At 60.6% G+C, this 25802-nt stretch carries 30 protein-coding genes; 9 read left to right on the top strand and 21 right to left on the bottom strand.

The window, feature by feature from the left end; genetic code table 11:
• Nucleotides 1–39: 39 nt before the first annotated feature.
• Entirely contained in the window at nucleotides 40–1881 is a 1842-nt protein-coding gene (locus HV782_RS07005) for a potassium transporter Kup (protein WP_409202020.1), read from the bottom strand.
• 350 nt (nucleotides 1882–2231) lie between these two features.
• Between HV782_RS07005 and rimO the strand changes: the two genes are divergently transcribed.
• From rimO to tsaA, 6 genes are all read left to right on the top strand, one after another.
• Nucleotides 2232–3569, top strand: a complete 1338-nt coding sequence (gene rimO / locus HV782_RS07000) for a 30S ribosomal protein S12 methylthiotransferase RimO (RefSeq protein WP_003222282.1) — start codon at nucleotides 2232–2234, stop codon at nucleotides 3567–3569.
• A gap of 328 nt (nucleotides 3570–3897) precedes the next feature.
• Nucleotides 3898–4371 carry a GNAT family N-acetyltransferase gene (locus tag HV782_RS06995; RefSeq protein WP_186745208.1) on the top strand — a complete coding sequence of 158 codons (474 nt, stop codon included), beginning with the start codon at nucleotides 3898–3900 and terminating at the stop codon, nucleotides 4369–4371.
• A 189-nt stretch (nucleotides 4372–4560) separates the two neighbouring features.
• Nucleotides 4561–5271 (top strand): rRNA pseudouridine synthase, encoded by a 711-nt coding sequence (locus HV782_RS06990; RefSeq protein WP_128613564.1) that lies wholly within the window; start codon nucleotides 4561–4563, stop codon nucleotides 5269–5271.
• Nucleotides 5272–5343: 72 nt separating this feature from the next.
• A complete protein-coding gene (locus HV782_RS06985; protein ID WP_123465197.1) occupies nucleotides 5344–5811 on the top strand; it encodes a YehS family protein in 468 nt (155 codons plus the stop codon).
• A 175-nt stretch (nucleotides 5812–5986) separates the two neighbouring features.
• Nucleotides 5987–6757 carry an SDR family oxidoreductase gene (locus tag HV782_RS06980; RefSeq protein ID WP_128613565.1) on the top strand — a complete coding sequence of 257 codons (771 nt, stop codon included), beginning with the start codon at nucleotides 5987–5989 and terminating at the stop codon, nucleotides 6755–6757.
• A gap of 168 nt (nucleotides 6758–6925) precedes the next feature.
• Nucleotides 6926–7624 carry a tRNA (N6-threonylcarbamoyladenosine(37)-N6)-methyltransferase TrmO gene (gene tsaA, locus HV782_RS06975; RefSeq protein WP_186745206.1) on the top strand — a complete coding sequence of 233 codons (699 nt, stop codon included), beginning with the start codon at nucleotides 6926–6928 and terminating at the stop codon, nucleotides 7622–7624.
• A gap of 87 nt (nucleotides 7625–7711) precedes the next feature.
• Here tsaA and fpr read toward each other — a convergent pair whose 3' ends face one another.
• Nucleotides 7712–8491: a ferredoxin-NADP reductase gene (gene fpr / locus HV782_RS06970; protein WP_003222277.1), complete on the bottom strand. Its 780-nt coding sequence runs from the start codon at nucleotides 8489–8491 to the stop codon at nucleotides 7712–7714.
• A gap of 135 nt (nucleotides 8492–8626) precedes the next feature.
• Between fpr and HV782_RS06965 the strand changes: the two genes are divergently transcribed.
• Nucleotides 8627–9553, top strand: a complete 927-nt coding sequence (locus tag HV782_RS06965; protein WP_186745204.1) for a LysR family transcriptional regulator — start codon at nucleotides 8627–8629, stop codon at nucleotides 9551–9553.
• Here the strand turns inward: HV782_RS06965 and HV782_RS06960 are convergent.
• From HV782_RS06960 to HV782_RS06950, 3 genes are all read right to left on the bottom strand, one after another.
• Nucleotides 9550–9912 carry a diacylglycerol kinase gene (locus HV782_RS06960; protein ID WP_042607041.1) on the bottom strand — a complete coding sequence of 121 codons (363 nt, stop codon included), beginning with the start codon at nucleotides 9910–9912 and terminating at the stop codon, nucleotides 9550–9552. The genes HV782_RS06965 and HV782_RS06960 overlap by 4 nt on opposite strands.
• A gap of 76 nt (nucleotides 9913–9988) precedes the next feature.
• Complete coding sequence (gene erdR / locus HV782_RS06955; protein ID WP_123465189.1) at nucleotides 9989–10636, bottom strand: response regulator transcription factor ErdR; 648 nt, start codon at nucleotides 10634–10636, stop codon at nucleotides 9989–9991.
• Nucleotides 10637–10859: 223 nt separating this feature from the next.
• Entirely contained in the window at nucleotides 10860–11606 is a 747-nt protein-coding gene (locus HV782_RS06950) for a tRNA-uridine aminocarboxypropyltransferase (RefSeq protein ID WP_123465187.1), read from the bottom strand.
• 189 nt (nucleotides 11607–11795) lie between these two features.
• Here HV782_RS06950 and HV782_RS06945 point away from each other — a divergent pair, with 189 nt between their 5' ends.
• Complete coding sequence (locus HV782_RS06945; RefSeq protein WP_123465185.1) at nucleotides 11796–12221, top strand: PA3611 family quorum-sensing-regulated virulence factor; 426 nt, start codon at nucleotides 11796–11798, stop codon at nucleotides 12219–12221.
• Here the strand turns inward: HV782_RS06945 and HV782_RS06940 are convergent, their stop codons facing one another.
• Entirely contained in the window at nucleotides 12222–12416 is a 195-nt protein-coding gene (locus tag HV782_RS06940) for a hypothetical protein (RefSeq protein WP_186745202.1), read from the bottom strand.
• 351 nt (nucleotides 12417–12767) lie between these two features.
• On the opposite strand from HV782_RS06940, the gene HV782_RS06935 reads away from it, so the two are divergent.
• On the top strand, nucleotides 12768–13886 hold the full coding sequence (locus HV782_RS06935; protein WP_123465181.1) for an LOG family protein: 1119 nt from the start codon (nucleotides 12768–12770) through the stop codon (nucleotides 13884–13886).
• Between the two features lie 56 nt (nucleotides 13887–13942).
• Here the strand turns inward: HV782_RS06935 and recX are convergent, their stop codons facing one another.
• The 15 genes from recX to HV782_RS06860 form a co-directional block, all read right to left on the bottom strand.
• Nucleotides 13943–14413 carry a recombination regulator RecX gene (gene recX, locus HV782_RS06930; protein WP_123465179.1) on the bottom strand — a complete coding sequence of 157 codons (471 nt, stop codon included), beginning with the start codon at nucleotides 14411–14413 and terminating at the stop codon, nucleotides 13943–13945.
• Between the two features lie 8 nt (nucleotides 14414–14421).
• Nucleotides 14422–15480 (bottom strand): recombinase RecA, encoded by a 1059-nt coding sequence (recA, locus tag HV782_RS06925; protein ID WP_003222269.1) that lies wholly within the window; start codon nucleotides 15478–15480, stop codon nucleotides 14422–14424.
• Nucleotides 15481–15563: 83 nt separating this feature from the next.
• On the bottom strand, nucleotides 15564–16064 hold the full coding sequence (locus tag HV782_RS06920) for a CinA family protein (RefSeq protein WP_123465177.1): 501 nt from the start codon (nucleotides 16062–16064) through the stop codon (nucleotides 15564–15566).
• A 68-nt stretch (nucleotides 16065–16132) separates the two neighbouring features.
• A complete protein-coding gene (locus tag HV782_RS06915; RefSeq protein WP_186745200.1) occupies nucleotides 16133–16651 on the bottom strand; it encodes a lysis system i-spanin subunit Rz in 519 nt (172 codons plus the stop codon).
• Entirely contained in the window at nucleotides 16630–17196 is a 567-nt protein-coding gene (locus tag HV782_RS06910; RefSeq protein WP_186745198.1) for a glycoside hydrolase family 19 protein, read from the bottom strand. The genes HV782_RS06915 and HV782_RS06910 overlap by 22 nt, the downstream gene beginning before the upstream one ends.
• 75 nt (nucleotides 17197–17271) lie before the next feature.
• Complete coding sequence (locus HV782_RS28540) at nucleotides 17272–18420, bottom strand: phage tail protein (RefSeq protein WP_128615425.1); 1149 nt, start codon at nucleotides 18418–18420, stop codon at nucleotides 17272–17274.
• Between the two features lie 10 nt (nucleotides 18421–18430).
• Nucleotides 18431–19030: a YmfQ family protein gene (locus tag HV782_RS06900; RefSeq protein ID WP_123465170.1), complete on the bottom strand. Its 600-nt coding sequence runs from the start codon at nucleotides 19028–19030 to the stop codon at nucleotides 18431–18433.
• Nucleotides 19018–20061 (bottom strand): baseplate J/gp47 family protein, encoded by a 1044-nt coding sequence (locus tag HV782_RS06895; protein ID WP_186745195.1) that lies wholly within the window; start codon nucleotides 20059–20061, stop codon nucleotides 19018–19020. Before HV782_RS06895 ends, HV782_RS06900 begins: the two co-directional genes overlap by 13 nt.
• A complete protein-coding gene (locus tag HV782_RS06890; protein WP_123465166.1) occupies nucleotides 20051–20449 on the bottom strand; it encodes a phage GP46 family protein in 399 nt (132 codons plus the stop codon). Before HV782_RS06890 ends, HV782_RS06895 begins: the two co-directional genes overlap by 11 nt.
• Nucleotides 20449–20958, bottom strand: a complete 510-nt coding sequence (locus HV782_RS06885) for a phage baseplate assembly protein V (RefSeq protein ID WP_123465164.1) — start codon at nucleotides 20956–20958, stop codon at nucleotides 20449–20451. The genes HV782_RS06890 and HV782_RS06885 overlap by 1 nt, the downstream gene beginning before the upstream one ends.
• A gap of 158 nt (nucleotides 20959–21116) precedes the next feature.
• Entirely contained in the window at nucleotides 21117–22160 is a 1044-nt protein-coding gene (locus tag HV782_RS06880; protein ID WP_186745193.1) for a phage baseplate assembly protein, read from the bottom strand.
• 3 nt (nucleotides 22161–22163) lie between these two features.
• Nucleotides 22164–23402 carry a DNA circularization protein gene (locus HV782_RS06875; RefSeq protein ID WP_186745191.1) on the bottom strand — a complete coding sequence of 413 codons (1239 nt, stop codon included), beginning with the start codon at nucleotides 23400–23402 and terminating at the stop codon, nucleotides 22164–22166.
• The gene (locus HV782_RS06870; protein WP_186745188.1) at nucleotides 23389–24969 is read right to left on the bottom strand and encodes a phage tail tape measure protein; all 1581 of its coding nucleotides are present in this window, start codon (nucleotides 24967–24969) and stop codon (nucleotides 23389–23391) included. Before HV782_RS06870 ends, HV782_RS06875 begins: the two co-directional genes overlap by 14 nt.
• Nucleotides 24970–25099: 130 nt before the next feature.
• Nucleotides 25100–25396 carry a phage tail assembly protein gene (locus HV782_RS06865; protein ID WP_007908778.1) on the bottom strand — a complete coding sequence of 99 codons (297 nt, stop codon included), beginning with the start codon at nucleotides 25394–25396 and terminating at the stop codon, nucleotides 25100–25102.
• Nucleotides 25393–25740 carry a phage tail tube protein gene (locus HV782_RS06860; protein WP_007908779.1) on the bottom strand — a complete coding sequence of 116 codons (348 nt, stop codon included), beginning with the start codon at nucleotides 25738–25740 and terminating at the stop codon, nucleotides 25393–25395. Before HV782_RS06860 ends, HV782_RS06865 begins: the two co-directional genes overlap by 4 nt.
• Nucleotides 25741–25802 lie beyond the last annotated feature (62 nt).

Genomic DNA, 25802 nt, shown 5'->3' with positions numbered 1-25802 from the left:
CAGCCACAAGGCTGACGGGGGCTATCAGTAGATGCAGAGCTACATCTCGACCTGCGTCCCCAGTTCAATCACCCGGTTCAACGGCAGATTGAAGAAGCGCAAGTTGCCATTGGCATTCTTCAACATGAACGCAAACAGCGCTTCACGCCAGCGGGCCATGCCTTCGAGTTTCGAGGCGATCACCGTTTCGCGGCTGAGGAAATAGGTGGTGCGCATCGGGCTGAAGTCCAGGTCATCCAGATGGCACAACTTCAGTGCCAGCGGCACGTCCGGCTCATCGGTGAAGCCGAAGTGCAGGATCACCCGGAAGAAGCCTTCGCCGTGGGCCTCGACCTCGAAGCGGCGCGATGGCGGCACACGCGGGATGTCTTCGTAGACCACTGTCAACAGCACCACTTGCTCGTGCAGCACCTGGTTATGCAGCAGGTTGTGCAACAGCGCGTGCGGCACGGCGTCGGAGCGTGCGGTGAGGAACACCGCAGTGCCCTGCACGCGGTGCGGCGGTTGCACGCGGATGCTGCTGATGAAGATCGGCAGCGGCAGCGCGCCTTCGTCGAGACGATCGACCAGCAGCTCCTTGCCGCGTTTCCAGGTGGTCATCAGGACGAACAGCACGATCCCCGCGAGTACCGGGAACGCACCGCCCTGAATGATCTTCGGCACGTTGGCCGCGAAGAACATGCCATCGACCAGCAGGAAGCCGAGCAGAATCGGCACGGCCAGCAGCGGTGGCCATTTCCACAGCAGCAGGATCACCGCCGCCACCAGAATGCTGGTGATCAGCATGGTGCCGGTCACCGCCACTCCGTAGGCAGACGCCAGTGCGCCGGAGGATTCGAAACCGATCACCAGCAGGATCACGCCGACCATCAGCGCCCAGTTCACCGCACCGATGTAGATCTGCCCCTGTTCGGCACTGGAGGTGTGCTGAATGTGCATGCGCGGGATGTAGCCGAGTTGAATCGCCTGGCGGGTCAGCGAGAACGCACCGGAAATCACCGCTTGCGAAGCGATCACCGTGGCCAGGGTGGCCAGCACCACCAACGGCACCAGCGCCCAGTTCGGCGCCAGCAGGTAGAACGGGTTACGCGCCGCTTCCGGGTTCTCCAGCAGCAAGGCGCCCTGGCCGAAGTAGTTCAGCACCAGCGCCGGCAGCACCAGCGCCAGCCAGGCGCGGGCAATCGGCTTGCGACCGAAGTGGCCCATGTCGGCGTACAAAGCTTCGGCGCCGGTCAATGCCAGCACCACCGCGCCGAGAATCGCCACCCCCATGCCCGGATGCACTATGAAGAACCGCACACCCCAGATCGGGTTCAGCGCATTCAGCACTTCAGGGTGTCTGACGATCCCGCTGACACCCAGACCGCCCAGCACCAGAAACCACGCCACCATCACCGGACCAAACAGCTTGCCGATGCGATCGGTGCCATGCTTCTGGATCAGAAACAACCCGACCAGCACCACCAGTGCCATCGGCACCACCCAGCGCTCCAGACCATCAAACGCCAATTCCAGACCCTCGACCGCCGACAACACGGAAATGGCCGGGGTAATCATGCTGTCGCCGTAAAACAGCGCGGCACCGATCAACCCCAGAATCACCAGCACCGCCTGCAATTTCGGGTAGCGGCTCGATGCACGTCGCGCCAGGGCAGTCAGCGCCATGATCCCGCCTTCACCCTGGTTGTCGGCGCGCAGTACGAACAACACGTACTTGATCGTGACTACCCAGATCAGCGACCAGAAAATCAACGCCAGAATCCCGAAGACTCCGTCGTGATTGACCGGCACCCCATAATGACCGGCGAACACTTCTTTGAGGGTGTACAACGGGCTCGTGCCGATGTCGCCGTAAACCACCCCGACTGCCGCGACCAGCATGCTCAGCGGTTTTGCAGCCGAATGCTCGGCGCCCGCCGCCTGACTACTTGCCTGACCCATCCAACACTCCTACTTCTCAGAACCGGCTTCTTTGAATGAAGCACTATGCTTTGTGGTGCAGCATGCGCTGTTTTACCCGTTGTTACAGACGTTTTGTTGACTGTAAAAAATTGGTAAAGCTCAACGGCGCGAAGCATAGCGCAGCACTCGTCGTATTTCTCTGCATAAAGCTGGTCAAGTGCGTTGCTCACCGCTAGAATTGCGCACTTTTTGATCAGAGGCGCCGTTCAAGCGCCCATCCGTCGGCTTCCACACCAGGCAAGCGACGTCACAAAACACCGAGGTTAGACATGTCCACCACTCCTGCGCCGGCCAATCCCAAGGTTGGCTTCGTATCTCTGGGTTGCCCGAAAGCACTGGTCGACTCCGAGCGCATCCTGACCCAGCTGCGCATGGAAGGCTATGACGTGGTGTCCACCTATCAGGACGCCGATGTCGTGGTGGTCAACACCTGCGGTTTCATCGACTCGGCCAAGGCTGAATCGCTGGAAGTGATCGGTGAAGCGATCAAGGAAAACGGCAAGGTGATCGTCACCGGTTGCATGGGCGTGGAAGAAGGCAATATCCGCGACGTACACCCGAGCGTGCTGGCCGTGACCGGTCCGCAGCAGTACGAGCAAGTGGTCAATGCCGTGCACGAAGTCGTGCCGCCGCGTCAGGATCACAATCCGCTGATCGACCTGGTGCCGCCGCAAGGCATCAAGCTGACGCCGCGCCACTACGCCTACCTGAAAATTTCCGAAGGCTGCAACCACAGCTGCAGCTTCTGCATCATCCCGTCGATGCGCGGCAAACTGGTCAGCCGTCCGGTCGGCGACGTGCTCGACGAAGCCCAGCGTCTGGTCAAGTCCGGCGTCAAAGAGCTGCTGGTGATCTCGCAAGACACCAGCGCCTACGGCGTTGATGTGAAATACCGCACCGGTTTCTGGAACGGCGCGCCGGTGAAAACCCGCATGACCGAACTCTGTGAAGCGCTGAGCACCCTCGGCGTCTGGGTGCGTCTGCACTACGTTTACCCGTACCCGCACGTTGACGAGCTGATCCCGCTGATGGCCGCCGGCAAGATCCTGCCGTACCTGGACATCCCGTTCCAGCACGCCAGCCCGAAAGTGCTGAAGGCAATGAAACGCCCGGCGTTCGAAGACAAGACTCTGGCGCGGATCAAGAACTGGCGCGAAATCTGCCCGGACCTGATTATCCGTTCGACCTTCATCGTCGGCTTCCCGGGCGAAACCGAAGAAGACTTCCAGTACCTGTTGAACTGGCTGACCGAAGCCCAGCTCGACCGTGTCGGCTGCTTCCAGTATTCGCCGGTAGACGGCGCACCCGCCAACGATCTGGACCTGGAAGTGGTCCCGGACGACGTCAAGCAGGATCGTTGGGAGCGCTTCATGGCGCACCAGCAAGCGATCAGCTCGGCACGCCTGCAGATGCGCATCGGCCGCGAGATCGAAGTGCTGGTGGACGAAGTCGACGAGCAAGGCGCAGTGGGCCGCTGCTTCTTCGACGCCCCGGAAATCGACGGCAACGTGTTCATCGACAACGGCAGCAACCTCAAGCCGGGCGACAAGGTCTGGTGCAAAGTGACTGACGCTGACGAATACGATTTGTGGGCTGAGCAGATCTGATCTGAACGTCAAAAGCCCCTCACCCTAGCCCTCTCCCAGAGGGAGAGGGGACTGATCGAGGTGCTCTTCAGAATGACAGCGACTTGAAATATCGAGTTGAACTCAGGTTTTGAACAGCATGAAGATCAGCTCCCTTCCCCCTCGCCCCCTCTGGGGGAGAGGGTTGGGGTGAGGGGGAGAGATCTTGCTGGCCACAGAAATCGCCAGCCAGACAGCGCAACAAATACACAAAGCCCCGCTCTTTTTTACGAGATGCGGGGCTTTTTTACGGCTATCGTTTGCTGGGGGAAGGACTCCCGCTTATCCACATTAGAAGAGGCAGACGGGCATGCGTCAGCATTCGGTCATCCATACGCCGAAACTCAGCGATTATCAGGAACTGACCCGGGTCTGGGAGGCCTCGGTCCGCGCGACCCATGATTTTCTGCCGGACAGCTACATCGAGCTGCTGCGCAATCTGGTGCTGACCCGCTACCTCGATGCGGTGATGCTGATCTGCACCAAGGACGCTCAGCAGCGCATCACCGGGTTCGCCGGGGTCGCGGCGGGCAAGATCGAGATGCTGTTCATTGATCCCGCCCATCGGGGCCAGGGCCTGGGCAAAAAACTGCTCACCTACGCCATGCAACACCTGAACGCCGATGAACTCGACGTCAACGAACAGAACCCGCAGGCGCAGGGCTTTTACTTCAAGCAGGGCTTCGAAGTGATCGGCCGCTCGGAAGTCGATGGCATGGGCCAGCCGTATCCGTTGTTGCATATGCGTTTGCGCCAGAACCAGCAGCGCTCCAGTAACGGCTGACACACCATGGCCCCCTGTGGGAGCTGGCTTGCCAGCGATGGCATCACCTCGGTGCATCTGTCAGACCGAGGCGTCTGCATCGCTGGCAAGCCAGCTCCCACAGGGAATACGAACAGCCTGTAAATGGAACCGGACTTAACCGGCACCACACAGGTACAATGCCCACCCCTTTTTTGTTACGGCCCTGTCATGACTGACCCGATTCGCCTCTCCAAACGCCTCATCGAACTGGTGGGTTGCTCCCGCCGCGAGGCCGAGCTGTTCATCGAGGGCGGCTGGGTCACCGTGGACGGCGAAGTCATCGACGAGCCGCAATTCAAGGTGGGCGACCAGAAAGTCGAGCTCGACAAGGACGCCAAGGCCACCGCGCCGGAGCCGGTGACGATTCTGCTGAACGTGCCGGCGGGCATGGATGTCGACACCGCCATGCAATCGCTGAGCGCCGAGACCCTCAGCGAGGAGCACCGCTATGGCAAACGCCCGTTGCGCGGACATTTCCTGCGCCTGACCGCCAGCGCCGACCTGCAGCCCAAGGCCAGCGGCCTGCTGGTGTTCACCCAGGACTGGAAGATCCTGCGCAAGCTCACTGCCGATGCGGCCAAGATCGAGCAGGAATACGTGGTCGAAGTCGAAGGTGACATGGTCGCCCACGGCCTCAACCGCTTGCAGCACGGACTGACTCACAAGGGCAAGGAGCTGCCGCCGGTCAAGGCCAGCTGGCAGAACGAAAACCGCCTGCGCTTCGCTATGAAGAATCCGCAGCCGGGGATCATTGCCCAGTTCTGCGAAGCGGTGGGCCTGAAGGTCATCGGCATCCGCCGCATCCGCATTGGCGGCGTCTCGATCGGCAAAGTCCCGGTCGGCCAGTGGCGCTATCTGTCCGGCAAAGAGAAGTTCTAAGGCTTCCGCTGCCGCCACACATTCCGGCAGTACGCCCGCGTGCTGCCCACAACGCTTATCAGGAATACCGACATGGTTCATAACGACGTACTGCGCAGCGTGCGCTACATGCTCGACATCAGCGACAAGAAAGTGGTCGAGATCATCAAACTCGGCGGCATGGACGTCACCCTTGCCGACGTGGTGACCTGGCTCGACAAGAAAGAAGAAGACGAAGAAGGTTTCGTGCGTTGCCCGGACGAGGTCATCGCGCACTTCCTCGACGGTCTGGTGATCTTCAAGCGTGGCAAGGACGAAAGCCGTCCGCCGCAGCCGATCGAAGTCCCGGTCACCAACAACATCATCCTGAAAAAGCTGCGTGTGGCCTTCGAGCTGAAAGAAGACGACATGCATGCGATCCTCAAGGCCGCCGAGTTTCCGGTGTCCAAGCCTGAGCTGAGCGCGCTGTTCCGCAAGGTCGGCCACACCAACTACCGTCCGTGCGGCGACCAGTTGCTGCGCAATTTCCTCAAAGGGCTCACGCTGCGCGTGAGAGCTTAAAAGCAGCCCCAAGCTGCAAGCTGCAAGCTGCAAGTGGCCACCCTGCTTTTACTTGCCGCTTGCAGCTTGCAACTCGAAGCTGGCCGCATGGCCCCCCATTCCCTGCAAAAATAGTGGCTCCGCTTTTCGTGGCTGACGACTAGGGTGTACTGATCCCTAATCCTCAGGACTCGCCATGCATCCGTACTTCTCCCTGCAAGGCCGCACCGCTCTGGTGACCGGCGGCACCCGTGGAATCGGCAAAATGATCGCCAAGGCTTTTGTCGAGGCCGGCGCCCGTGTTTACGTCTGCTCCCGCGACGCCGAAGCCTGCCATCAAACCGCTGAAGAACTCGGTGCCTTGGGCACTTGTCACGGCGTGGCGGCGAATCTGGCCAGCGAAGACGGCGTGCACGCACTCGCCGCGCGACTGGGCGAGCAGATCACTCACCTGGATATTCTGGTCAACAACGCCGGCACCACTTGGGGCGCGCCACTGGAGAGTTACCCGGTCAAGGGCTGGGAAAAGGTCATGCAGCTCAACGTGACATCAGTGTTCAGTTGCATCCAGCAGTTTCTGCCGTTGTTGCGCAAGGCCGGTTCGGCAGCGAATCCGGCGCGGATCATCAACATCGGCTCGGTGGCGGGGATTTCCTCCTTTGGCGAGCAGGCTTATGCCTACGGGCCGAGTAAAGCCGCCCTGCATCAGTTGTCGCGGATTCTGGCCCGGGAGCTGGTCAGCCAGCACATCAACGTCAACGTGATTGCACCGGGACGGTTTCCGAGCAAGATGACCCGGCATATCGGCAACGATGAGCAGGCGCTGGCTGAGGATACGGCGCTGATCCCGATGAAACGTTGGGGGCGCGAGGAGGAGATGGCGGCGTTGGCGATCAGTCTGGCGAGTACGGCTGGCGCTTATATGACCGGGAATATCATTCCGCTGGATGGTGGGTTCAGCCTCTGACATCGGCGGTGCGGCCTTCGCGAGCAAGCTCGCTCCCACATTAGATCTATGGCGTGCACAAGATCCCTGTGGGAGCGAGCTTGCTCGCGAATAGGCCAGCCCTGCCACCACCAGACTTGAGGTTGGACGGGTTATCATGCCCACCCTGCCCCGCCTCGAATGCAAACCATGACTTACAGCGTCTCTCCCATCGGCTACGTGCGCTCCTGCTTCAAGGAGAAGTTCGCCATCCCCCGCCAACCGCAACTGGCCCCCGCTGCCCGTGGTGTGCTGGAACTGGTGGCGCCGTTCGATCAGGGAGATGCCGTGCAGGGCCTGGAACAGGTAAGCCACGTCTGGTTGCTGTTTCTGTTCCATCAGGCGCTGGAAGACAAACCTCGCCTGAAAGTGCGCCCGCCACGCTTGGGTGGCAACAAATCCATGGGCGTATTCGCCACCCGCGCCACGCACCGACCGAACGGCATCGGCCAATCAGTGGTGAAACTGGACAAGGTCGAAGCCAATCGCCTGTTCATCTCCGGGATCGACTTGCTTGATGGCACGCCGGTTCTCGACATCAAACCCTACGTGCCATACGCCGATATCATCCCCGAAGCCGCCAACAGCATCGCCAGCGCCGCGCCACAGCTGATTGACGTGCAGTGGACGGATTCGGCGCTGCAACAGGCGCACACACACGCTCAGCGCCTCGACGAGCCGTTGGTTGAGCTGATTGACCAGTGTCTGGCTCAGGATCCGCGCCCGGCGTATCAAACCCCGCTGCCCGAGCGCGAGTACGGCGCACAATTCTGGGATCTGGACGTGCGCTGGCATTACCCGACACCGGAGCAGATCCGCGTGCTCGAAGTGATCCCCGCCGAGGCGTAATCCCCGGAAACGAAAAAGCCCGCGCTGCCTTCTCAGGCAACGCGGGCTTTTACTGTGTCACCACAACACCAATTGTAGGCGCGGGGCTTACTTCTCGACGAATGCACGCTCGATCAGGTAATCACCCGGCTCGCGCATCCGCGCCGAGATCTTCAGGCCGAAGCTGTCGAGCACTTCGCTGGTCTCGTCGAGCATGCTCGGGCTGCCGCAGATCATCGCGCGGTCGTCCTGCGGGTTGATCGGTGGCAGACCGATGTCGCTGAACAGCTTGCCGCTGCGCATCAGGTCGGTCAGACGGCCCTGGTTCTCGAACGGCTCACGGGTCACGGTCGGGTAGTAGATCAGCTTGTCACGCAGCGCCTCGCCGAAGAACTCGTTCTGCGGCAGGTGCTCGGTGATGAATTCGCGGTAGGCGACTTCGTTGACGTAACGCACACCGTGCACCAGGATCACTTTTTCAAAGCGTTCGTAGGTTTCCGGGTCCTGGATCACGCTCATGAACGGCGCCAGACCGGTACCGGTGCTCAGCAGATACAGGTGTTTGCCCGGATTCAGGTCGTCCAGTACCAGGGTGCCGGTAGGCTTTTTCGAGATGATGATCTCGTCGCCTTCCTTCAGGTGCTGCAGTTGCGAAGTCAGCGGACCGTCAGGCACTTTGATGCTGAAGAACTCGAGATGCTCTTCCCAGTTCGGGCTGGCAATCGAGTAAGCGCGCATAAGCGGGCGGCCGTTGGGCTGTTGCAGGCCGATCATCACGAACTGACCGTTCTCGAAGCGCAGGCCCGGATCGCGGGTGCACTTGAAGCTGAACAGAGTGTCGTTCCAGTGATGAACACTGAGGACACGCTCGTGGTTCATGTTGCTCATGTACGTGGGACTCCTGGATATTGGGTCTGCGCTTGCCTGGAAACGGCCGACGGTGCGCAATTGCATCGCATTCTAATAGCGACGACAATATCTGTTAACTGGATTATTAAGATAAGGGTTATCGGTTATATAGATATGCGATTTACTCTCCGTCAACTGCAAGTCTTCGTCGCCGTCGCCCAGCAGGAAAGCGTATCCCGTGCTGCGGGTCTGCTCAACCTCTCGCAATCGGCTGCCAGCACCTCGATCACCGAACTGGAGCGCCAGTCCAGCTGCCAGCTGTTCGATCGCGCGGGTAAACGCCTGAGCCTCAACGCCCTTGGCAAACAACTGTTGCCGCAAGCGGTGGCCCTGCTCGATCAGGCCAAGGAAATCGAAGACCTGCTCAACGGCAAATCCGGTTTCGGCTCGCTGTCGGTGGGAGCGACGCTGACCATCGGCAATTATCTGGCAACCCTGCTGATCGGCGGTTTCATGCAGCGCCACCCGGAAAGCCAAGTGAAGCTGCACGTACAGAACACTGCCAATATCGTGCAACAAGTCGCCCATTACGAAATTGATCTGGGTCTAATCGAAGGCGATTGCAGCCATCCGGACATCGAAGTGCAGAGCTGGGTCGAGGATGAGCTGGTGGTGTTCTGCGCGCCGCAACACCCGCTGGCCAAACGCGGCAGTGCAACCATGGAAGAATTGACCCACGAGGCGTGGATTCTGCGGGAACAGGGTTCCGGCACGCGGCTGACCTTCGATCAGGCCATGCGTCATCATCGCAGCGCGCTGAATATCCGGCTGGAGCTGGAACACACCGAAGCGATCAAACGCGCGGTGGAATCGGGGCTGGGGATTGGCTGCATCTCGCGGCTGGCACTGCGCGATGCATTTCGGCGCGGCAGTCTGGTGCCGGTGGAGACACCGGACCTGGACCTGGCCCGGCAGTTCTACTTCATCTGGCACAAGCAGAAATACCAGACTTCGGCCATGCGCGAGTTTCTCGAACTGTGCCGCGCTTTCACCGCCGGGGTGCAGCGCAGCGACGAGATCGTCTTGCCAAATATCGCTTAAAGCAGAATCACTGCCCACACCAGGGCAATCATGCTCAGTGCCACGAATTGCGCGGCGCTGCCCATGTCCTTGGCGTTCTTTGACAGCGGGTGCAATTCCAGCGAGATGCGGTCGATGGCCGCTTCCACTGCCGAGTTCAGCAACTCGACGATCAGCGCCAGCAGGCAGACAGCGATCAACACCGCCTGCTCGACACGGCTGACATTCAGGAAAAACGTCAGTGGGATCAACACCACATTGAGCAGCACCAACTGGCGGAATGCCGCTTCACCGGTGAAGGCTGCGCGCAGACCGTCGAGCGAATAACCGGAAGCGTTGAGGATGCGTTTCAGGCCAGTCTGGCCCTTGAAAGGTGACATAAAGTGAAAACCAACCAAAAAGGAGTGGGAAAGCTAGTTCAACAAAAGTCAAAAAAGCGTGAAGTCGCGCGCTTTATCAGCTCGAAATTGACTCAAGTTGTTGCAGAAGCAAGGCCGCCTGAGTCCGGGTGCGCACATTCAACTTGCGAAAGATCGCTGTCACGTGGGCCTTGATGGTCGCTTCCGACACACTCAGCTCGTAGGCAATCTGCTTGTTCAACAACCCTTCGCAGACCATCGTCAGCACGCGGAACTGTTGCGGCGTCAGGCTGGCGAGGCCATCGCTGGCGGCCTTGGCCTCGTCGGACACGCTGACCGCTTCGAAGGCTTGCGGTGGCCAGAACACATCGCCGTCGAGCACTTTGCGCACCGCTTCCTGAATCACGCTCAGGTCGCTGGACTTGGGAATAAAGCCGCTGGCGCCGAACTCGCGGGACTTGACCATGACCGAGGCTTCTTCCTGCGCCGACACCATCACCACCGGAATCTGCGGGTATTGCCCGCGCAGCAGCACCAGGCCGGAGAAACCGTAGGCGCCGGGCATGTTCAGGTCCAGCAGGACCAGATCCCAGTCAGCCTTTTCGGTCAGACGCGCTTCCAGCTCGGCGATGCTCGCCACTTCCACCAGCCGTACATCCGGGCCGAGGCCCAGCGTCACCGCTTGATGCAGTGCGCTACGAAACAGGGGGTGATCATCGGCAATCAGGATGTCGTATGTGGCCATTTTTCAAATGATCCTGTTTTTGATGGCAGACGCGGTGCATTCCGGCCTGACCCAAGCAACTCAAGATGCCGCTTGAAAGCGGTATCCACAGGGGCACGTTCAACGCCAATAACCAGCAAACACGGCGTTTCAAACCTTGGCCGCACCCTAAACGGCGCCAAGCATGCCCAGCGTTAACCGGGTGGTCAAGCAGCACGGCCCCCGCGCTGTACAGTATGGGCCACTATTGGGCCAACACCGCTTGCGGCTTTCGTATAAAGGGTCGCAACTCGGCATGGGCCGGCGTCGACTCGTTGACGTCCCGTTGCTGTTTGGCGCCCAGGTAATGCTGGCTGAACACGTCGAAATAGGCATCCAGCGCCGAGGCGGCGTCGCTGTCGCCCGCCAGTTCCAGGCACAACGCTGCCACTTCGGCGGTGCACAGATGCTCGCTGCGGGTCGAACGGCGCAAGCGGTAGCGCGACAGTTTGTCGGGCAGCAGGCTCAGGATCGGCAAACGGTCGAAATACGGGCTCTTGCGAAACATCTTGCGCGCTTCGGTCCACGTTGCGTCGAGCAAGATGAACAGCGGGCGCTTATGACTATCGGCGGCAACGGCGTTGGTCACCCGCGACGGTTCGACGTACTCGCCGGGGAACACCAGATACGGCTGCCATTGCGGGTCGTTGAGCAGCGCCAGCATCTGCGGGTCGGGCTCGGTGCGCGACCAGATGAATGCATGGTTGTCCCGCACCACATCGGCAATCAGCCAACCGGTGTTGCTCGGTTTGAACACTTCCTTGCCGGTCATGATCAGGCACACGCCAGAGCGCGTTTCTACACTTGGCCGCCAGGCACACAGGCAATGGCTGCTGATCACCCGACAATCGCGGCAACGTTCGGAACGAAAGCCACGGGCCTGAATCGGTTTGATGCCCTCATCCTCGCGCTGATCGCGCAGGCGGGCTACGGCGTTGGGGGCGTGATTCATCGCAGGCAACGCCGACAGACAGGAAAACTCGACACGAACAGCACTCGGCAAGGCAATAAAGGCCGGCAGTTTACCAGAGCGACGGGCACAAGCCTGTACCGTCCAGACCGGCTCCCCTATAATTCGCCGCCACTGAACGCACAGCCCCTTGGCTGGTCGAACCACCAGTCACCGAATCAGGAGAGTTTCATGCTGCGCCTAATCGTTCCCACCGCTGCCATTCTGCTGGCGTCGTCCTTCACCGCTCAAGCGGCATCCTTGAGTGAGCAGAATCTGAACAGAGAGCTGCGCAACGTCGCCGCCCAAAGCAGCGTCGGCACGCCACGGGCCATCAATGAAGACATTCTCGATCAAGGCTACACCGTCGAAGGCACGCAACTGATCAACCACCTGAGCGTGCAACAAAGCCACGCCGACAAAATGCGCGCCGACCCCAAAGCCGTGTATTTCCAGTTGGGCGCCTCGGTGTGCAACAACCCGTCGTACCGCAAACTGATGGCCAAGGGCGCGATCATGCGTTACGACTTCACGGAAGTGAAAACCAACAAGGCGATCGGCTCCGCGAGCTATCAGGAATCGGATTGCCCGAAAGCGGCCCCGGCGAAGAAGAAGTAATCATCGTGAATTGGCGCGCCGCTGTTCATCCTCGGCGCGCAGTTCGGCCAGCAAGGCCTGTAAATAGCGTGAACGACGCTCCCCGCCTGCCAGTCTGCGGCAGCACTCCTCTTCGAGACTGATTTGATTGGCCTCGGCCGATGCCTTCAACATCCGATACAACTGCGTATCAATCTCCAGAATCACTCTGGCCATGTGTCCCGCCTCCTTGCCAACCGCTAATCCTTGAATAGCGTGCACCTTGCGTACGGTCGTGACGCAAAGTTGTCGTACGGCGCCTTTAAGTTAGTTAATCAGAGCGTTTGGCCGCCGGCGTACGTTCGGACGAGCGGTGACGAGATCGGTCCTACCTCCATTAGCGGTTGCCAGGCACAACGTTGCGGCGCAATGATCAAGTCAGCGTAAATGCTCGCAAGGGTCTAGATTCAGAGTATTCCCGATCACGTGCAAACGGCGGCCAAGGACCTGCCGATCGGAAGTGTTATTGCAGCGCGGCACTGACGCCGCATGTCAGGGCCACTCGCTCTGTGCATAAGGAGACGTTGAATGCCTTACCAACCGAATGACCTGCTCAGTCGTCATTTTCAGGAAAACGGCCCCGACCTCATCAGCAAGGTCGAAGAACAACTCAACCGTGTTTCCCCCAACAGCCCGAACATTCCCATCTACCGCGACATGATCCTGACCGTGCTGCGCATGGCCCAGGAAGACCACAACCGCTGGAACGCCAAAATCACCCTGCAAGCCCTGCGTGAACTGGAGCAGGCGTTTCGGGTGATGGAACAGTTCAAGGGACGACGCAAAGTCACGGTGTTCGGCTCGGCGCGCACGCCAGTCGAACATCCCCTGTACGCCATGGCACGAGAACTCGGCGCCGCCCTGGTTCGCTCGAACATGATGGTCATCACCGGGGCCGGGGGCGGCATCATGGCGGCCGCGCATGAAGGGGCCGGCCGTGATCACAGCCTCGGTTTCAACATCACCCTGCCCTTCGAGCAGCATGCCAACCCCACCGTCAACGGCACCGACAATCTGCTGCCGTTCCACTTTTTCTTCACCCGCAAGCTGTTTTTCGTCAAGGAAGCCGACGCGCTGGTGCTGTGCCCGGGTGGCTTCGGCACGCTGGATGAAGCACTGGAAGTACTGACACTGATCCAGACAGGCAAGAGCCCGCTGGTCCCGGTGGTCTTGCTGGACACACCGGGCGGCACGTTCTGGCAGGGCGCGATGGACTTTATCCGCCAGCAACTGGAGGACAACCACTACATCCTGCCCACCGACATGAAGCTGATGCGTCTGGTCTACAGCGTCGAAGAAGCAGTTGAAGAGATCAATCAGTTTTACAGCAACTTCCACTCCAGCCGCTGGCTCAAGCGTCAGTTCGTGATTCGCATGAATCACAAGCTCAGCGATCAGGCGCTTGAGCACATGCAGTCAGCCTTCGCCGATTTGTGCCTGAGCGACCAGTTTCATCAACACGCCTACAGCGGCGAAGAACACGATGAAGCACAGTTCAGTCATCTGGTGCGGCTTGCCTTCGCCTTCAATGCCCGCAATCACGGACGTTTGCGGGCGTTGGTGGACTACATCAACCTGCCGGAAAACTGGGCACAGTCAGCACCACAAATCGCGCAACGCAGTCGCGAACCGTCGAAGGTTATTTGAAGGCAAAAAAAAGCGGCCCGCTATTTCCATAGCGGGCCGCTTTTTATTTAACCGTGTTAATCGTCCATGTGCCTGCCGCTGAACAAGCGGTTGATCATCTCCATCGAGAACCCCCGATAAGCGAGAAACCGGCCCTGTCTGGCCCGTTCCTTGGCATCGTTGGGTAGCTGCCCGGAGAACTTTCGCTGCCACGTTTCCTGAAGTTGCTCCTGCCAACTGATACCGCTCTCGCGCAGGGCGACTTCGATATCGGCACGTTGCAAGCCACGCTGGCTCAACTCTTCACGAATTCGCAGAGGGCCATAGCCGGAACGGGCACGGTAGGAAACAAAGCTTTCAAGGTAACGGGCTTCGGACAGCAGCCCCTCTTCCGTCAAACGGTCGAGGGCTGTTTCGATCATCTGCGCCTCAGCGCCGCGCTGGCGCAGTTTGCGCGTCAACTCGACTCGACCATGCTCGCGACGTGCGAGCAGGTCCATGGCGGTTCGCCGCACCGCGACGAGGGTATCAAGTACGGCGGTGGTCATCGCTGCAATCAGATATCAGCGTCAGCCAGGTCGTCTTCAGTCTCTTTGACTGCAGAGGCCTTGGAATCGGCGATCACGGCTGGCGACAGCAGTTTGTCACGCAGTTGCTTTTCAAGCTTGGCGGCGACTTCCGGGTTGTCCGCCAGGAACTTGGCCGAGTTGGCCTTGCCCTGACCGATCTTGGTGCCTTCATACGCATACCAGGCGCCGGACTTCTCGACGAAACCGTGCAGCACACCCAGGTCGATCATCTCGCCGTTGAGGTAGATGCCCTTGCCGTAGAGAATCTGGAACTCGGCCTGACGGAACGGCGAAGCGACCTTGTTCTTCACAACCTTGACGCGGGTTTCGCTGCCGACCACTTCGTCGCCTTCCTTCACCGCGCCGGTACGGCGGATGTCGAGACGAACCGAGGCATAGAACTTCAGCGCGTTACCACCGGTAGTGGTTTCCGGGCTGCCGAACATCACGCCGATCTTCATGCGGATCTGGTTGATGAAGATCACCAGGCAGTTGGCGTTCTTGATGTTACCGGTGATTTTACGCAGCGCCTGGGACATCAGGCGGGCTTGCAGGCCCACGTGCATGTCGCCCATTTCGCCTTCGATTTCAGCCTTCGGTACCAGGGCTGCCACGGAGTCGACGATGATCACGTCAACGGCGTTGGAGCGCACCAGCATGTCGGTGATTTCCAGGGCCTGTTCGCCGGTGTCCGGCTGGGACACCAGCAGGTCGTCGACATTGACGCCCAGCTTGCCGGCGTACTCAGGATCGAGGGCGTGTTCGGCGTCGACGAATGCGCAGGTCGCGCCGGCTTTTTGCGCCTGGGCGATCACGGACAGCGTCAGTGTGGTTTTACCGGAAGATTCAGGACCGTAGATTTCAACGATACGGCCTTTTGGCAGACCGCCGATGCCGAGTGCGATGTCCAGACCCAGAGAGCCAGTGGAAATGGCCGGGATCGCCTGACGGTCCTGATCGCCCATACGCATTACGGCACCCTTGCCGAATTGACGTTCGATCTGACCCAGGGCCGCAGCCAAGGCTTTCTTCTTGTTGTCGTCCATTAAAGTCCTCACGTAATCAATAAGGCCTGACGGCCAACACCTGTATAAGTAGCCAGTATTATTCCACAGCGCTCGCGGATCGCCTACCCCTGATTTTCGATTTCTCGTGCCGCTAGTCGCAGGAGCCCCTCTAGCGCGGCCTTCACCGTTTGTCGGCGAACCTCGTCGCGGTTGCCGGGGAAGTGCTGAACTTCACTGCTCAGCGCATCGCCGACACCAAAGGCCAGCCATACGGTACCCACCGGTTTGTTCGGCGAGCCGCCGTCCGGGCCGGCAATCCCGCTGACCGCCACGGCAAACCGCGCCCGGCTGTGTTTCTGTGCGCCGCGCACCATCGCCTCGACTACTTCGCGACTGACCGCGCCCACCGTACCGAACAATTCGGCGGGCACATTCAGTTGCTGGGTTTTCTGTCGGTTGGAGTACGTCACGTAGCCGGCCTCGAACCATGCCGAACTCCCCGGAATGCGGGTGATCGCTTCGGCAATACCGCCGCCGGTGCAGGACTCGGCGGTGGTGACGTGGGCGTTGAGCAATTGCAGGCGTCGGCCAAGTTCGGCAGCCAGTTGAGTGAGGTCTTTCACGGCGCGCTCCGGATCGGGTGGAATGCCTACCACCGTACACGAGCCGGTTGCGCTTTCAATACACAGACTCATTCAAAATGTGCGGGCGCCAGCGCTCTGACATAGGCCTGACACGCCTGCAAGGCAATCAGTCCGCGGTCACCGGTGTCGGTGATGGCGATAATTCGTTGAGCATGCGCCGGGTCAAGTCGGGCGCGTACGGTTGCATGATCCACGCCGCCGGTGCCGGCGGTGGCTGGCACCCCGCAGCCATGGGCAGCGTCGCCGGCGTCGATGAGGACTGACAGGCGCAGATCAGCAGTGGCAAGACGATCGCGCAGGCGATCCTGATCACGTTGGGCATCGCTCAGCGCTCGATAGTGGGTTTGTTCACTGGCCGCGAGGCGTTGCTCGAGGGCCAGACGTTTATCCTGCTCGGCCTGCTGCGCGGTGGCAGCCGTCAACGTCAGTTGATTGAGGGTCTCAGTGTTTAATCGCGCCTGCTCGGCCAATTGTCGCCCGTAACGCCAGTCCTGAAATTGCCAGGCCGCAGCAAACGCGCCAGCGCCCAGCAACAGAACGCCGATCATTCGCCAGGGGATTGGCATAGCACCGCCCTCGCCCGCGCCCAGATGTCGAGGCGATCCTGCAGGCCATTCAACCCGCCGTTGATTCGGCGAGTGATGCTGTTGAACTGATCGCGATCGGCCAGTTCGTTCAGGCCGTTCAGTTCCCAGAACCACGCGGCAGATTCGGCTGCCCACTGCGGTTGTTCGAGCAATTCAGGCAAGGACAGCAGCCGTTCATCGCCAAACAACCCGAGGCTGCATTGGCGGTAGTTGCTGCGCCCGGTGATCTGGATCAGTCCGCGACCACGGTACCTTTGCCCATCGCCGTCAGCGTCGGGGGTGTTGCCCAGACGCAAGGCCAGCGTGCCGGTGTCATATTTGCTCAGGTATTGGTTGTTGCCCAACTCGCGCACGTACTGCAATTGCCCCGATTCATGGCCGACCTGCGCGAGGAACGCGGCGATGCGTTTGGGGCTGTCGATGTGACGCCGGGCCATGGCGGCGTTGAGCGCAGAAACAAAAACGCCCGCTTGGCTGCGGGCGTTGGGGAATATCTTGAGCAGTTGTTGATCGGTCAAATCCATCACTCGCTCCGGTCAATGTGAAAAGAAAAAACCGCGCCCCGCAGGCATGCACGGGCACATTTGCGGGGCCGGGTCTCAGTACTTGATGACGTACAACAAGGCGACGTTACGAGGCCGCGCCTCGTTGCCGCCGTCCGCAGCCACTGATACGGCGTGAGTGTGATCGCCCACGGCGTTCACCGTGATCGTATGGGCGTGATCGCCGGCCGCAATGATATAGAGACCGTGCGCGTGATTGCCGGCCACTGAAGTAACGGCTGCATAGTCGCCAGGACCGCTGCCTGTACCCTGGCGGCCGTAGGAGGTGTTGTTACCGGACGCCAGAATGCCGTGCTGGTGTTCCCCGAACTCGTTGGTGAAACCGCCGTGGCTATGGTTACCGGCAACGGCGGCAGAGGCACCGTGAGTGTGGCTGCCTGCCGCGGCGGCAGAAGCTGCGTGGGTGTGCGAGGCATTCTGCCCTGCCTGGGTGCTGCCCAGCGCCCGGGCATTGTCGACCTTGCGGCCATCGTCCCAGCCGCGAACGAACTCGCCACGCAGATCCGGGAGGGCAAACGTCGTGCTGCCATCACCCACACCGAAGCGCGTGCCGATCGCAGCGAACAGTCCCGCATATTGCGTACGGGAAACCACAGCGCCGTTACATTTCAGCCAGCCCTTGGGGGCGTCCGCCGTGGCCACAGTCTTGATGTCGCCGATGTCACTGCCGGTCTGTTTGACCATCCCGGTGCTGGCAATCATCACCCAGACGCCACCGGCAATCGAGCTGTTCCACTGTACCCAGACATCACCGGCGGCAGTGATTTCGCCTTCCTGCACAGCGTTGTGGTCAACGCCCACAATGGGTTTGGCCGCCAGACCGTTTGCCGAGAAGGTACTGGCACCGGTGTTGGTGTTAAGGGCCTTGAACCGCAAGACCAACCCGTCCACCAGGCTCGGTACCACCGGCGCATAGGTGGCACGGTAAGCGTTGGCCGTACCGGTATCCATGGCGTAATCCACCAACCCGGTCTGACTGATCTTGCGCACAGCCAGAAACAACTGGCCGAGTTCGACTTCATCGGGCGTCAGGCCTGCGCCCTTGATCACGCCCAACAGCTCTTCGGTGACCGAATTGCCCCAGACTGCCGGAATCAGCGAACCCGGCGTTCCCGCTACCGGGTTTTCATCGACAAACTTGCCATTGACCAGCCCGACGCTGGGCACACTCTTTGGATAATCCATTATTCATTCCTTAGTCATAATTGATGTACACCTGGGTATGAGCCGGTGCGCTACGGTGAATCAGGCATTCCAGGGCGGAACCCGGGTTCATGCCAAAACGTTCGCCCCAGTAACTGGCGCCATAACGGCGCCCCAGCGACAGGCGCCCACCGGTGTTGAGAATCCACATGAACTGCGCCTTCCAGGTACCGAAGTGGGCCTGGCCGAAACGCGAACGTCCCATGCGCGGAACGCGCAGTTCGGTGACGGTCGCGTCGGGATAACCCTGACTGCGCGCGATCTGGACGAAGTACGCCGCCGACTGATCGCCCACGGCCAGCAAGCGCCGGCGCACGGCCAGACGTCGGTCGTCATAAAGTGGCGTGGCCCCCAGACATGGATCGGGCAAGTTCATGACTCGCTCCCAGTCCGGCACCAATTCGCTGACACCGGCCGGATCCATCTCGTTGATCAGATCGACCGCACGTGCGTCCAGCCGCGCCAGTTCTGCCGCGACGCCCTGCAGCACCTGATCCAGTTCCGGCAGGCGTTCCAGCTCCCAGGCAGGACCGCTGGGCAGCAGGCTGCGCAGCTGGTTGCGGTATTGCGCGACACCCCTCAAGACAGCCATTCGCAACCTCCAAAGGTCAGCAACTGATTGTTGGCGGCGGTCACATTGGCCGCCGGCGAAACCAGGGTGTGGTCCGTTTCACCGGTCGCACTGCTGATGGCTTCGGCGATATGACTGAGCAACAGGGTTTCACCCAGACCTGCTTCACGGTTGTGCAGATCCCGCAACTGGTTCTCGATGGCGGCGCGCACCGCACTGGTATCGGGGGTGATGCGCAGTCGGTAATTGACCAGCACCTGCACCGGCGCCAGCACACGGACATCGGCCGTCACCGGACGCAGCGGTTCGATGTAAGCCTGAACCTCGGCCAATTGCTCGGCATTGGGAATGGGTTGCGGATCGTCGTCGCGCATGATGAAAACGCCGACGGTGCCCGGGCCGAGAAAGTTGCCTCGGCACCAGGCGCGGCTGACGCCCGGGCATTCCAGCGCCCACGTTTCGTAGTCTTGCGCCGAGCCACCGTGGGGGATCAGGCGATAGGAGCGAATGACCCGCGAACGCAGGGACTCAAGGCTTTCCCGGGCGACACCGCCCGTCATGCCGGGCTCTTGCACCACGAAACTGTTGCTGGTGATCCCCTGGACCGGTTGCACCAGGGTCAGCACCAGGCCCGCGTCGGCGTTGCCCTGACTACCGGCCTCGAGTGCGGCAATGGTCGTGCCGTTGAGGCCATTGCCAGTGGTGCGCGCCGTGGTGACTATATAGGTGCGGCCATCGTTGGACTGCAGCAATGTATCGACATCCAGCACCGCTCCGGCAGACGCGGTAAAGCTGACGCTGCCGGTGGCCGCTTGTGCAGGCTTGCGCGGCTGGTTCAGACGTAAAGTAGCGATGCGCTCCAGCGTCGATTCATCGGCCTTGTCGGGCAAGATCTGTTGGGCAATCCAGTCGAGATATCCGTACAGACCATAAACCGCGCCGCCGAGGGTACGGGCCAGCACTTGCGCATCGGACTGGCGCAGCGAATCGCCGGCCAGGTCGCTTTGGGTGCGTTTGATCAGCACCGGCAGCGAAGGGGTTTCAAACGGCATAGATCACCTGCCAACTGTTATCGGGGTTGATGTCCAGACGTTCGCCGTCGGCCAGGGTCAGGACCGTGCGCAGGTTCAGGCGCTGGGCGTCGAGGCGTTCGCTGATGATGTCGATGGCACGGCAATGCCCGTCGTCGATCAGCCATTGCAGGGCTTCGCGGGCGTAGAACTCGGCGTCCATCTGGGTCTGTCGGCTCAGCTTGACCCGGCGCAACAGCCACAGCCGCGAGCCGATACGGTCATCGGCAACGGTGGGGAAACTGTCGCCCCACCAGCCGAAGCGTTCATCGTCGTCGAGGGCGTCGTCATTGGCGGCACGGCGCCAGGTGAACAGGCTGATGAGCACGGCACGGGTCAGTGCAGCGTGGAGGTTCTGGCTGACAAACATCACTGGCCTCCTGCCGGCGCACCGGTCTTGCCGCTACCGGGCTGCACGTCGACGTGCACATGTTTGATCTGGCTGATGCCACCGGCGAGCTGGTCGCCGGTGGAGACGATCTTGCCGGTCTGGTTGATCACCGGCGTATCGACGTTCACAGCGGTCGTGGCGCGGATGTTCAGCGTGGCGGTTTCGATGTCGATGATCCGCCCGCGCTTGAAGTGAATTTTGTCGCCCTCGTCGGTGTAGATCGCCACTTCGCCGGCCGCCAGCGCTTGCAGGCGATAACGCCGATCGGCGATGACCAGCGCGATGGCATGGGAACGGTCGCCGCCAAGAAAAGTGACGACACCTTCGGCACCCGCCAATGGACGACTGGTGAACCCGTACGGTTCGAAGTGCTCGACGTCGTCGTTCAGTTCACCGGCGGTGAGGCGCATTTGCAGCGATTGCAGCTTGGATGCCGAGTTGGCGAGCACGACGGTGCCGCGCGCCAGCAGGCGTGTCAGTAGGCTCATGATGTTGTCCTCAAGGCTCGGCCAGGCACAGAAAAACCCAGTGGGAGCGGGCTTGCCCGCGTTGGCGGTGAGTCAGGCAAAGATGTGTTGCGGCGACCGTCGCTTTCGCGGGCAAGCCCGCTCCCACAGGGTCCAACGGCGTTTACAACAGTTCAGGCTCAAGCCTGTTTCGGTGGGGTTGGATCAGGATCGAACGTATGCGGTGGCGCCACTTGCAGCGTGGTCACCGAACCCTGTGCCGACAGCGAATACGTCACTTTGGAAATCAGCATGTCGCCATCAAACCCCAGTACCGGATCCTTGACCCGGACCAGGGTGTTGTGGCGCCATAAATCACCATTGGACTGGCGCCAGCCCTGCACCTGATAAGTCGTGGTCTGGGCCCGCCCGACACGGGTGGCGCTTTCCCAGAGGGCACGTTGCAACGACAGGTCAGGATTGATCTGCAGGCCTTCGTTGATCACCGTCACGCGTCGGCGCTTGTACCCCAGATCGGTGGCAATCGACTCGATCTCGCTGACTGCCGCCCCGCTCTTCTGATCGTTGCCTTTTTGTTGGCCAATCACCCGATATTCGGAAAACACCTGGCTGTAATCCATCGCTGCACTGGCCGACAAAATGTTCTTGCCCAGTTCCAGTACATCACTGGCCCGGCCACTGCTGCCAGGCCGGGCCAACAACAGCCGGCCTTGCGCGTCATCGGTGGAGAACACCCGAAACAACGAGAGCAAACGGTCGATGGATTGAAACACCGTCTCGCCCGGCACGATGGTGTAGCTGCCGAGTCGCGCCGTCTCCGCAATCTCGCTGACCACATTGACCTTATAGGAAGACGCCAGCGCTTCGACGATGCTCAGCATCGGCTGGTTTTTCCATTGGTTCGGGCGATTGATCGCGGCGCAATCCACCAGATCCTGGGTACAGGAACTGCCTTCGATGCTCAGACTGATCTGCCGCCCGTCATAGCGGATCGGCGCTTTGAACACATACCCGGTCAAGACCAGATCCTTGCCGATGCGCACCTCGCAGGCATCGCCGGCGGCGATGCGCTGATCCACGGTCTGGCCCGGCCATTGCCAGGTGATATCGAGTTTGAACGTACGAAACTGGCGCTCGAGATCGGCGGTGATTTCAACACTTTTCCAGCCGCCGTATTCCATATCGCCTACGGTCAGCGTGACGCGATTATCCATCTCGCTCATGGCTCACTCCCTGGAGACTTTCACGTCATTGGGCGACAGGAACCCGGGATGGGCAGCCGCATTGCGCTGGATCACTTCAGTGACACGGGTGGCGTCGGTAAATTGTTTGTAGGCCACCACCAGCGCCGGCAGGCTTTCCTGGAAGGACTTGCTGACCAGTCGCACACCAGACGAGGCGACAGCCTTGAGGTGCGCATTCAAGGCATCCTTCACGTCATTGATCGCTTGAAAATGCGCTGGCCCGGCCTTGTCCAGCATCGGATCGAGCGCCACTGCCACTGCATCACGCAACGCCTGCATGTCGTCCGTGACCGGTACTTCCTGACGGCTGACCGGCTGCCTGGATTGATGATCCAGAGACGGTGTCGATGACAGCTTCACCGGTGTCGACGCCACGGGCATGGAAGCTACCCATTGCGCCACCTTGACCAACATCGTGTCCTGCACCAGATCGGCCATGGCTTGCGCCGCTGCCGTGGTGTCCTTGCCGGTGGTGAGCTTCGGCGCATCGGCCTTGCGGATCGCTTCGAGTTGTTGCGACACGTCGGCAATCACGCCACGGTAGCCTTCCCTGGCGAACGCTTTCAGCTCCTTGATATCGCCGAGCAGGCCCTTGAACTCTGCCGCCACTTCCCTGGGCAGCTCCTTGACCGCCTTGACCAGTTCAGTGATCTCTTTGTACTGGTCGATCAGTGGCTGGAGTTGTTCCTTGATCACCTCGTAGACCCCGGTCAGGCTGTTACGCAGATTGGCAATGCCGATCCGCGCTGCCTTGATCAGCGTCATCGCCTGTTCGAAGCGCGCCACCGCCGAACCCAACAGCGTGTCGGCCTTGGCCAACAGGACTTTCTGGGTGCTGACGCTTGCGGTCGGAAACGGCAACGGCTGGTCGGGATAGAACTTCAGCGTGAACGTGACCAGCCCACCGTCCTGGCGGGTGTGGGTCATGTCGCATTCGCCGACCTTGACCTGCAGGCGCCCCAGCCACGGGTGCACCAGCTCGCCACTGCCCTGCTCCAGCGCCTTGAGCAGCTTGTCGCGCTGCTCCAGGCAATCGGCGCCGACGATGAAGGCCGTCAGATCGTGGGTCTTGGCCTGCTGGCCGAGATCCTCGAAAAACGGCAGGTCGCGTTGCGGATATTCGTGCAACTGACCTTTGCGACCGACCGGGGTTTTCGCCTGATCGATCCAGAACCCGACACCGCGAAAGGATGCCGGCAACAAACGGTCACGCCAGTTCATTGGAACCTCCCACGGACAGCGAGCGATAACCGATGCGCGACGACAGCGCCAGGCCCGGTTGATTGGTGTGCGGTTGATCGGTGCGCAGCCCGACCGGTGCATTTTCAAAGCGCACGGTCAGGCCGCCTTCGAGTTGCGTCCGGTTGTTGGCGGCGCTTTGCTGGATCAGGGTGTTTGAGGTTTGCACCAGTGAACCGCCCTGCAACAGCGGTTTCTCTGGCACCGGCACTGCGGCCGGCAGGTTTACCGAAGGCGACAACTCGATCGAGGGCGATTCGCTGTTGCCCTTGAAAAACGCCGGCGCCAGCTCGCCTTTGCCTTCGGCATTGGTTTTCAGCTGAGCCTGAGTGAAGACATCCACCCGGGCCTTGGCGTCGGCAATCAATTCACCGAAACCACCGTTGAAAAACGCCTTGATCGGGGCGATGGCGTCCTGAAACTTCTGCGCCCACTTTTCAATCCAGGCCGTGACGGGGGCCCAGTTCTCGATGATCTTTTCCAGCGGCGACCAGCCCAGTTGCTCACGAATAATCGCGTAGGTCGCGAGGAACGGCAGCTTGATGTAATCCCAGATCGCCGTGAACACGCTGACCACACCGCCCCAGATTGCCTGAATCACTTCAAGCGGCGACCAGTCGAAGAAGCTCTTGAGAAACGCCTGCACGGGGACCGACACCGCCCTGAGCAAATCCCAGATCGAAGAGAACAGACTGACGATCGGTCCCCAGTTGTTCAGAATCAGCCCTTGTGGCGAATAGTTGAACACGGTCTTGTAGAACTCGATCACCGGCGCCGCAACCGCTTTGAGGCCGTCCCACAACGCCGAGAAAAACGCCATGACCGGCCCCCAGTTGCTGATCAATAGCCCCAACGGCGTGTAGCTGAACATCGTTCTGAAGAACTCGGCCATCGGCACCACCACCGGCGCGATGGTCTGCCAGAGCCCGATGAAAAACGTCGAGAGCGGTTTCCAGTAAGCCACGATCAGACCGGCCGCCAGGGCAATACCGGTAGCGATCAACATGACCGGATTGGCTTTCATCACCAGGCTCATCACGTCGAGCACCTGGGTCGCACCGGTCACGGCGGTTTGCATCGCCGAGAAGGCAATCGCGCCTGCCGCCAGGCCTTGCACCAGTTCAGGGTTGTCATTGAGCAAGTTGCCCACCCCGGTCATCAACGGTTCCAGCCCGACCACCACCGCCCCCACCGCCGGCACCAGCGCGGCATTCACTGCCGTGGACACCTTTTCCATCGACGCACTGAACACGTTCATGTTCTGCGCAGCGACTTTCGGCGCGGCGGGCAGGTCGACGGTTTTCGCCGTCTCGCTGACCTCGGTCAATTTGCCTTGAAAGGCTGCCGCCGATTTGATGCCGTCCACGAACGGCGTGATCACGCTGCCGCCCTTGAACAGCCCGCTGATATCCAGCTTGCCGAGGCCGGTCTGTTCGAGGTTTTTCTTGAAACTCTCGACCCTGGCCCGGAGGGCGCCGAGTTTGGGCGACAGCTCATCAATGCCCGTGATCAGCACCGGCGTTTTCACTTTCTTGTCTTCGTCTGCCATCACTGCACCTGCTGCATCGCATTGATCCGTTGCGCGTGCTCCAGCGATTCGCGGAGCACATCCAGTGGCCTGGCCATCATCTGTTCGGGGTCAACCTTCCAGAACCAGGCCAGGTCATAGGCGACGGCGATCAGGTCGGTGATGGCGCCGACGCCGCACTCATGAAAAAACTCGCGACGGCCCAGCTCAGCGCGTTGAGGTCAGCCAGATCGAGCTGGTTGACCGACGACGGCGGAATGCCGGCGCACACGGCGATGTACTTGGCCGCCACATCCATGTCGAGGCTGACTTCTTCGCTCTTGTCGATCTTGTACGGCAGCGCCTTGATCGCTCGTACTTCCTGCACCGTCGGACGGCGCAGGACGAGTTCGGTCAGGGGCTCGCCGTGAGCTTCGATCGCAACCTGAAGCTTCACGGCGCCGCTCATTGCCAGGTCCCCTTGATGCCTTCGAATTTCAGTTCGATGGTGGCGTCATCGCCCTTGGAAACCGGCTCTTCGACCAGGTAGGCGCCGGCCAGTACGTAGACTTTGCCGTTGCTGAATTCGCAGGTGACGGTGATGTCGGTGCCTTCGATCAGCTTCTTCAGCGGGAAGTCGGCGGTGTGCAGCGCGGTCACTTTGAACGACGGCGCAATGTCGGTTTCCTTGTAGAAGCCGGGTACGACGGTTTCGCGTTTGACCGCCATCAGCGGGGCTTCGCAGCCGCCGTTGATGGTCAGTTGTGCGCCGTCGACTTTGACGTAGCAGGTGCCTGCAATCAGTTGACCCATGGTGTTACTCCCTTCAATAAAAAAGCCCACGCGAGGTGGGCTGAAATCGCACGTTCAGACGC

This window comes from Pseudomonas monsensis (assembly GCF_014268495.2).
GTDB classification, from domain to species: domain Bacteria; phylum Pseudomonadota; class Gammaproteobacteria; order Pseudomonadales; family Pseudomonadaceae; genus Aquipseudomonas; species Aquipseudomonas monsensis.
The sequence above is the reverse complement of the archived record's forward strand: the minus strand, read 5'-3'. Positions and strand labels throughout refer to the sequence as shown.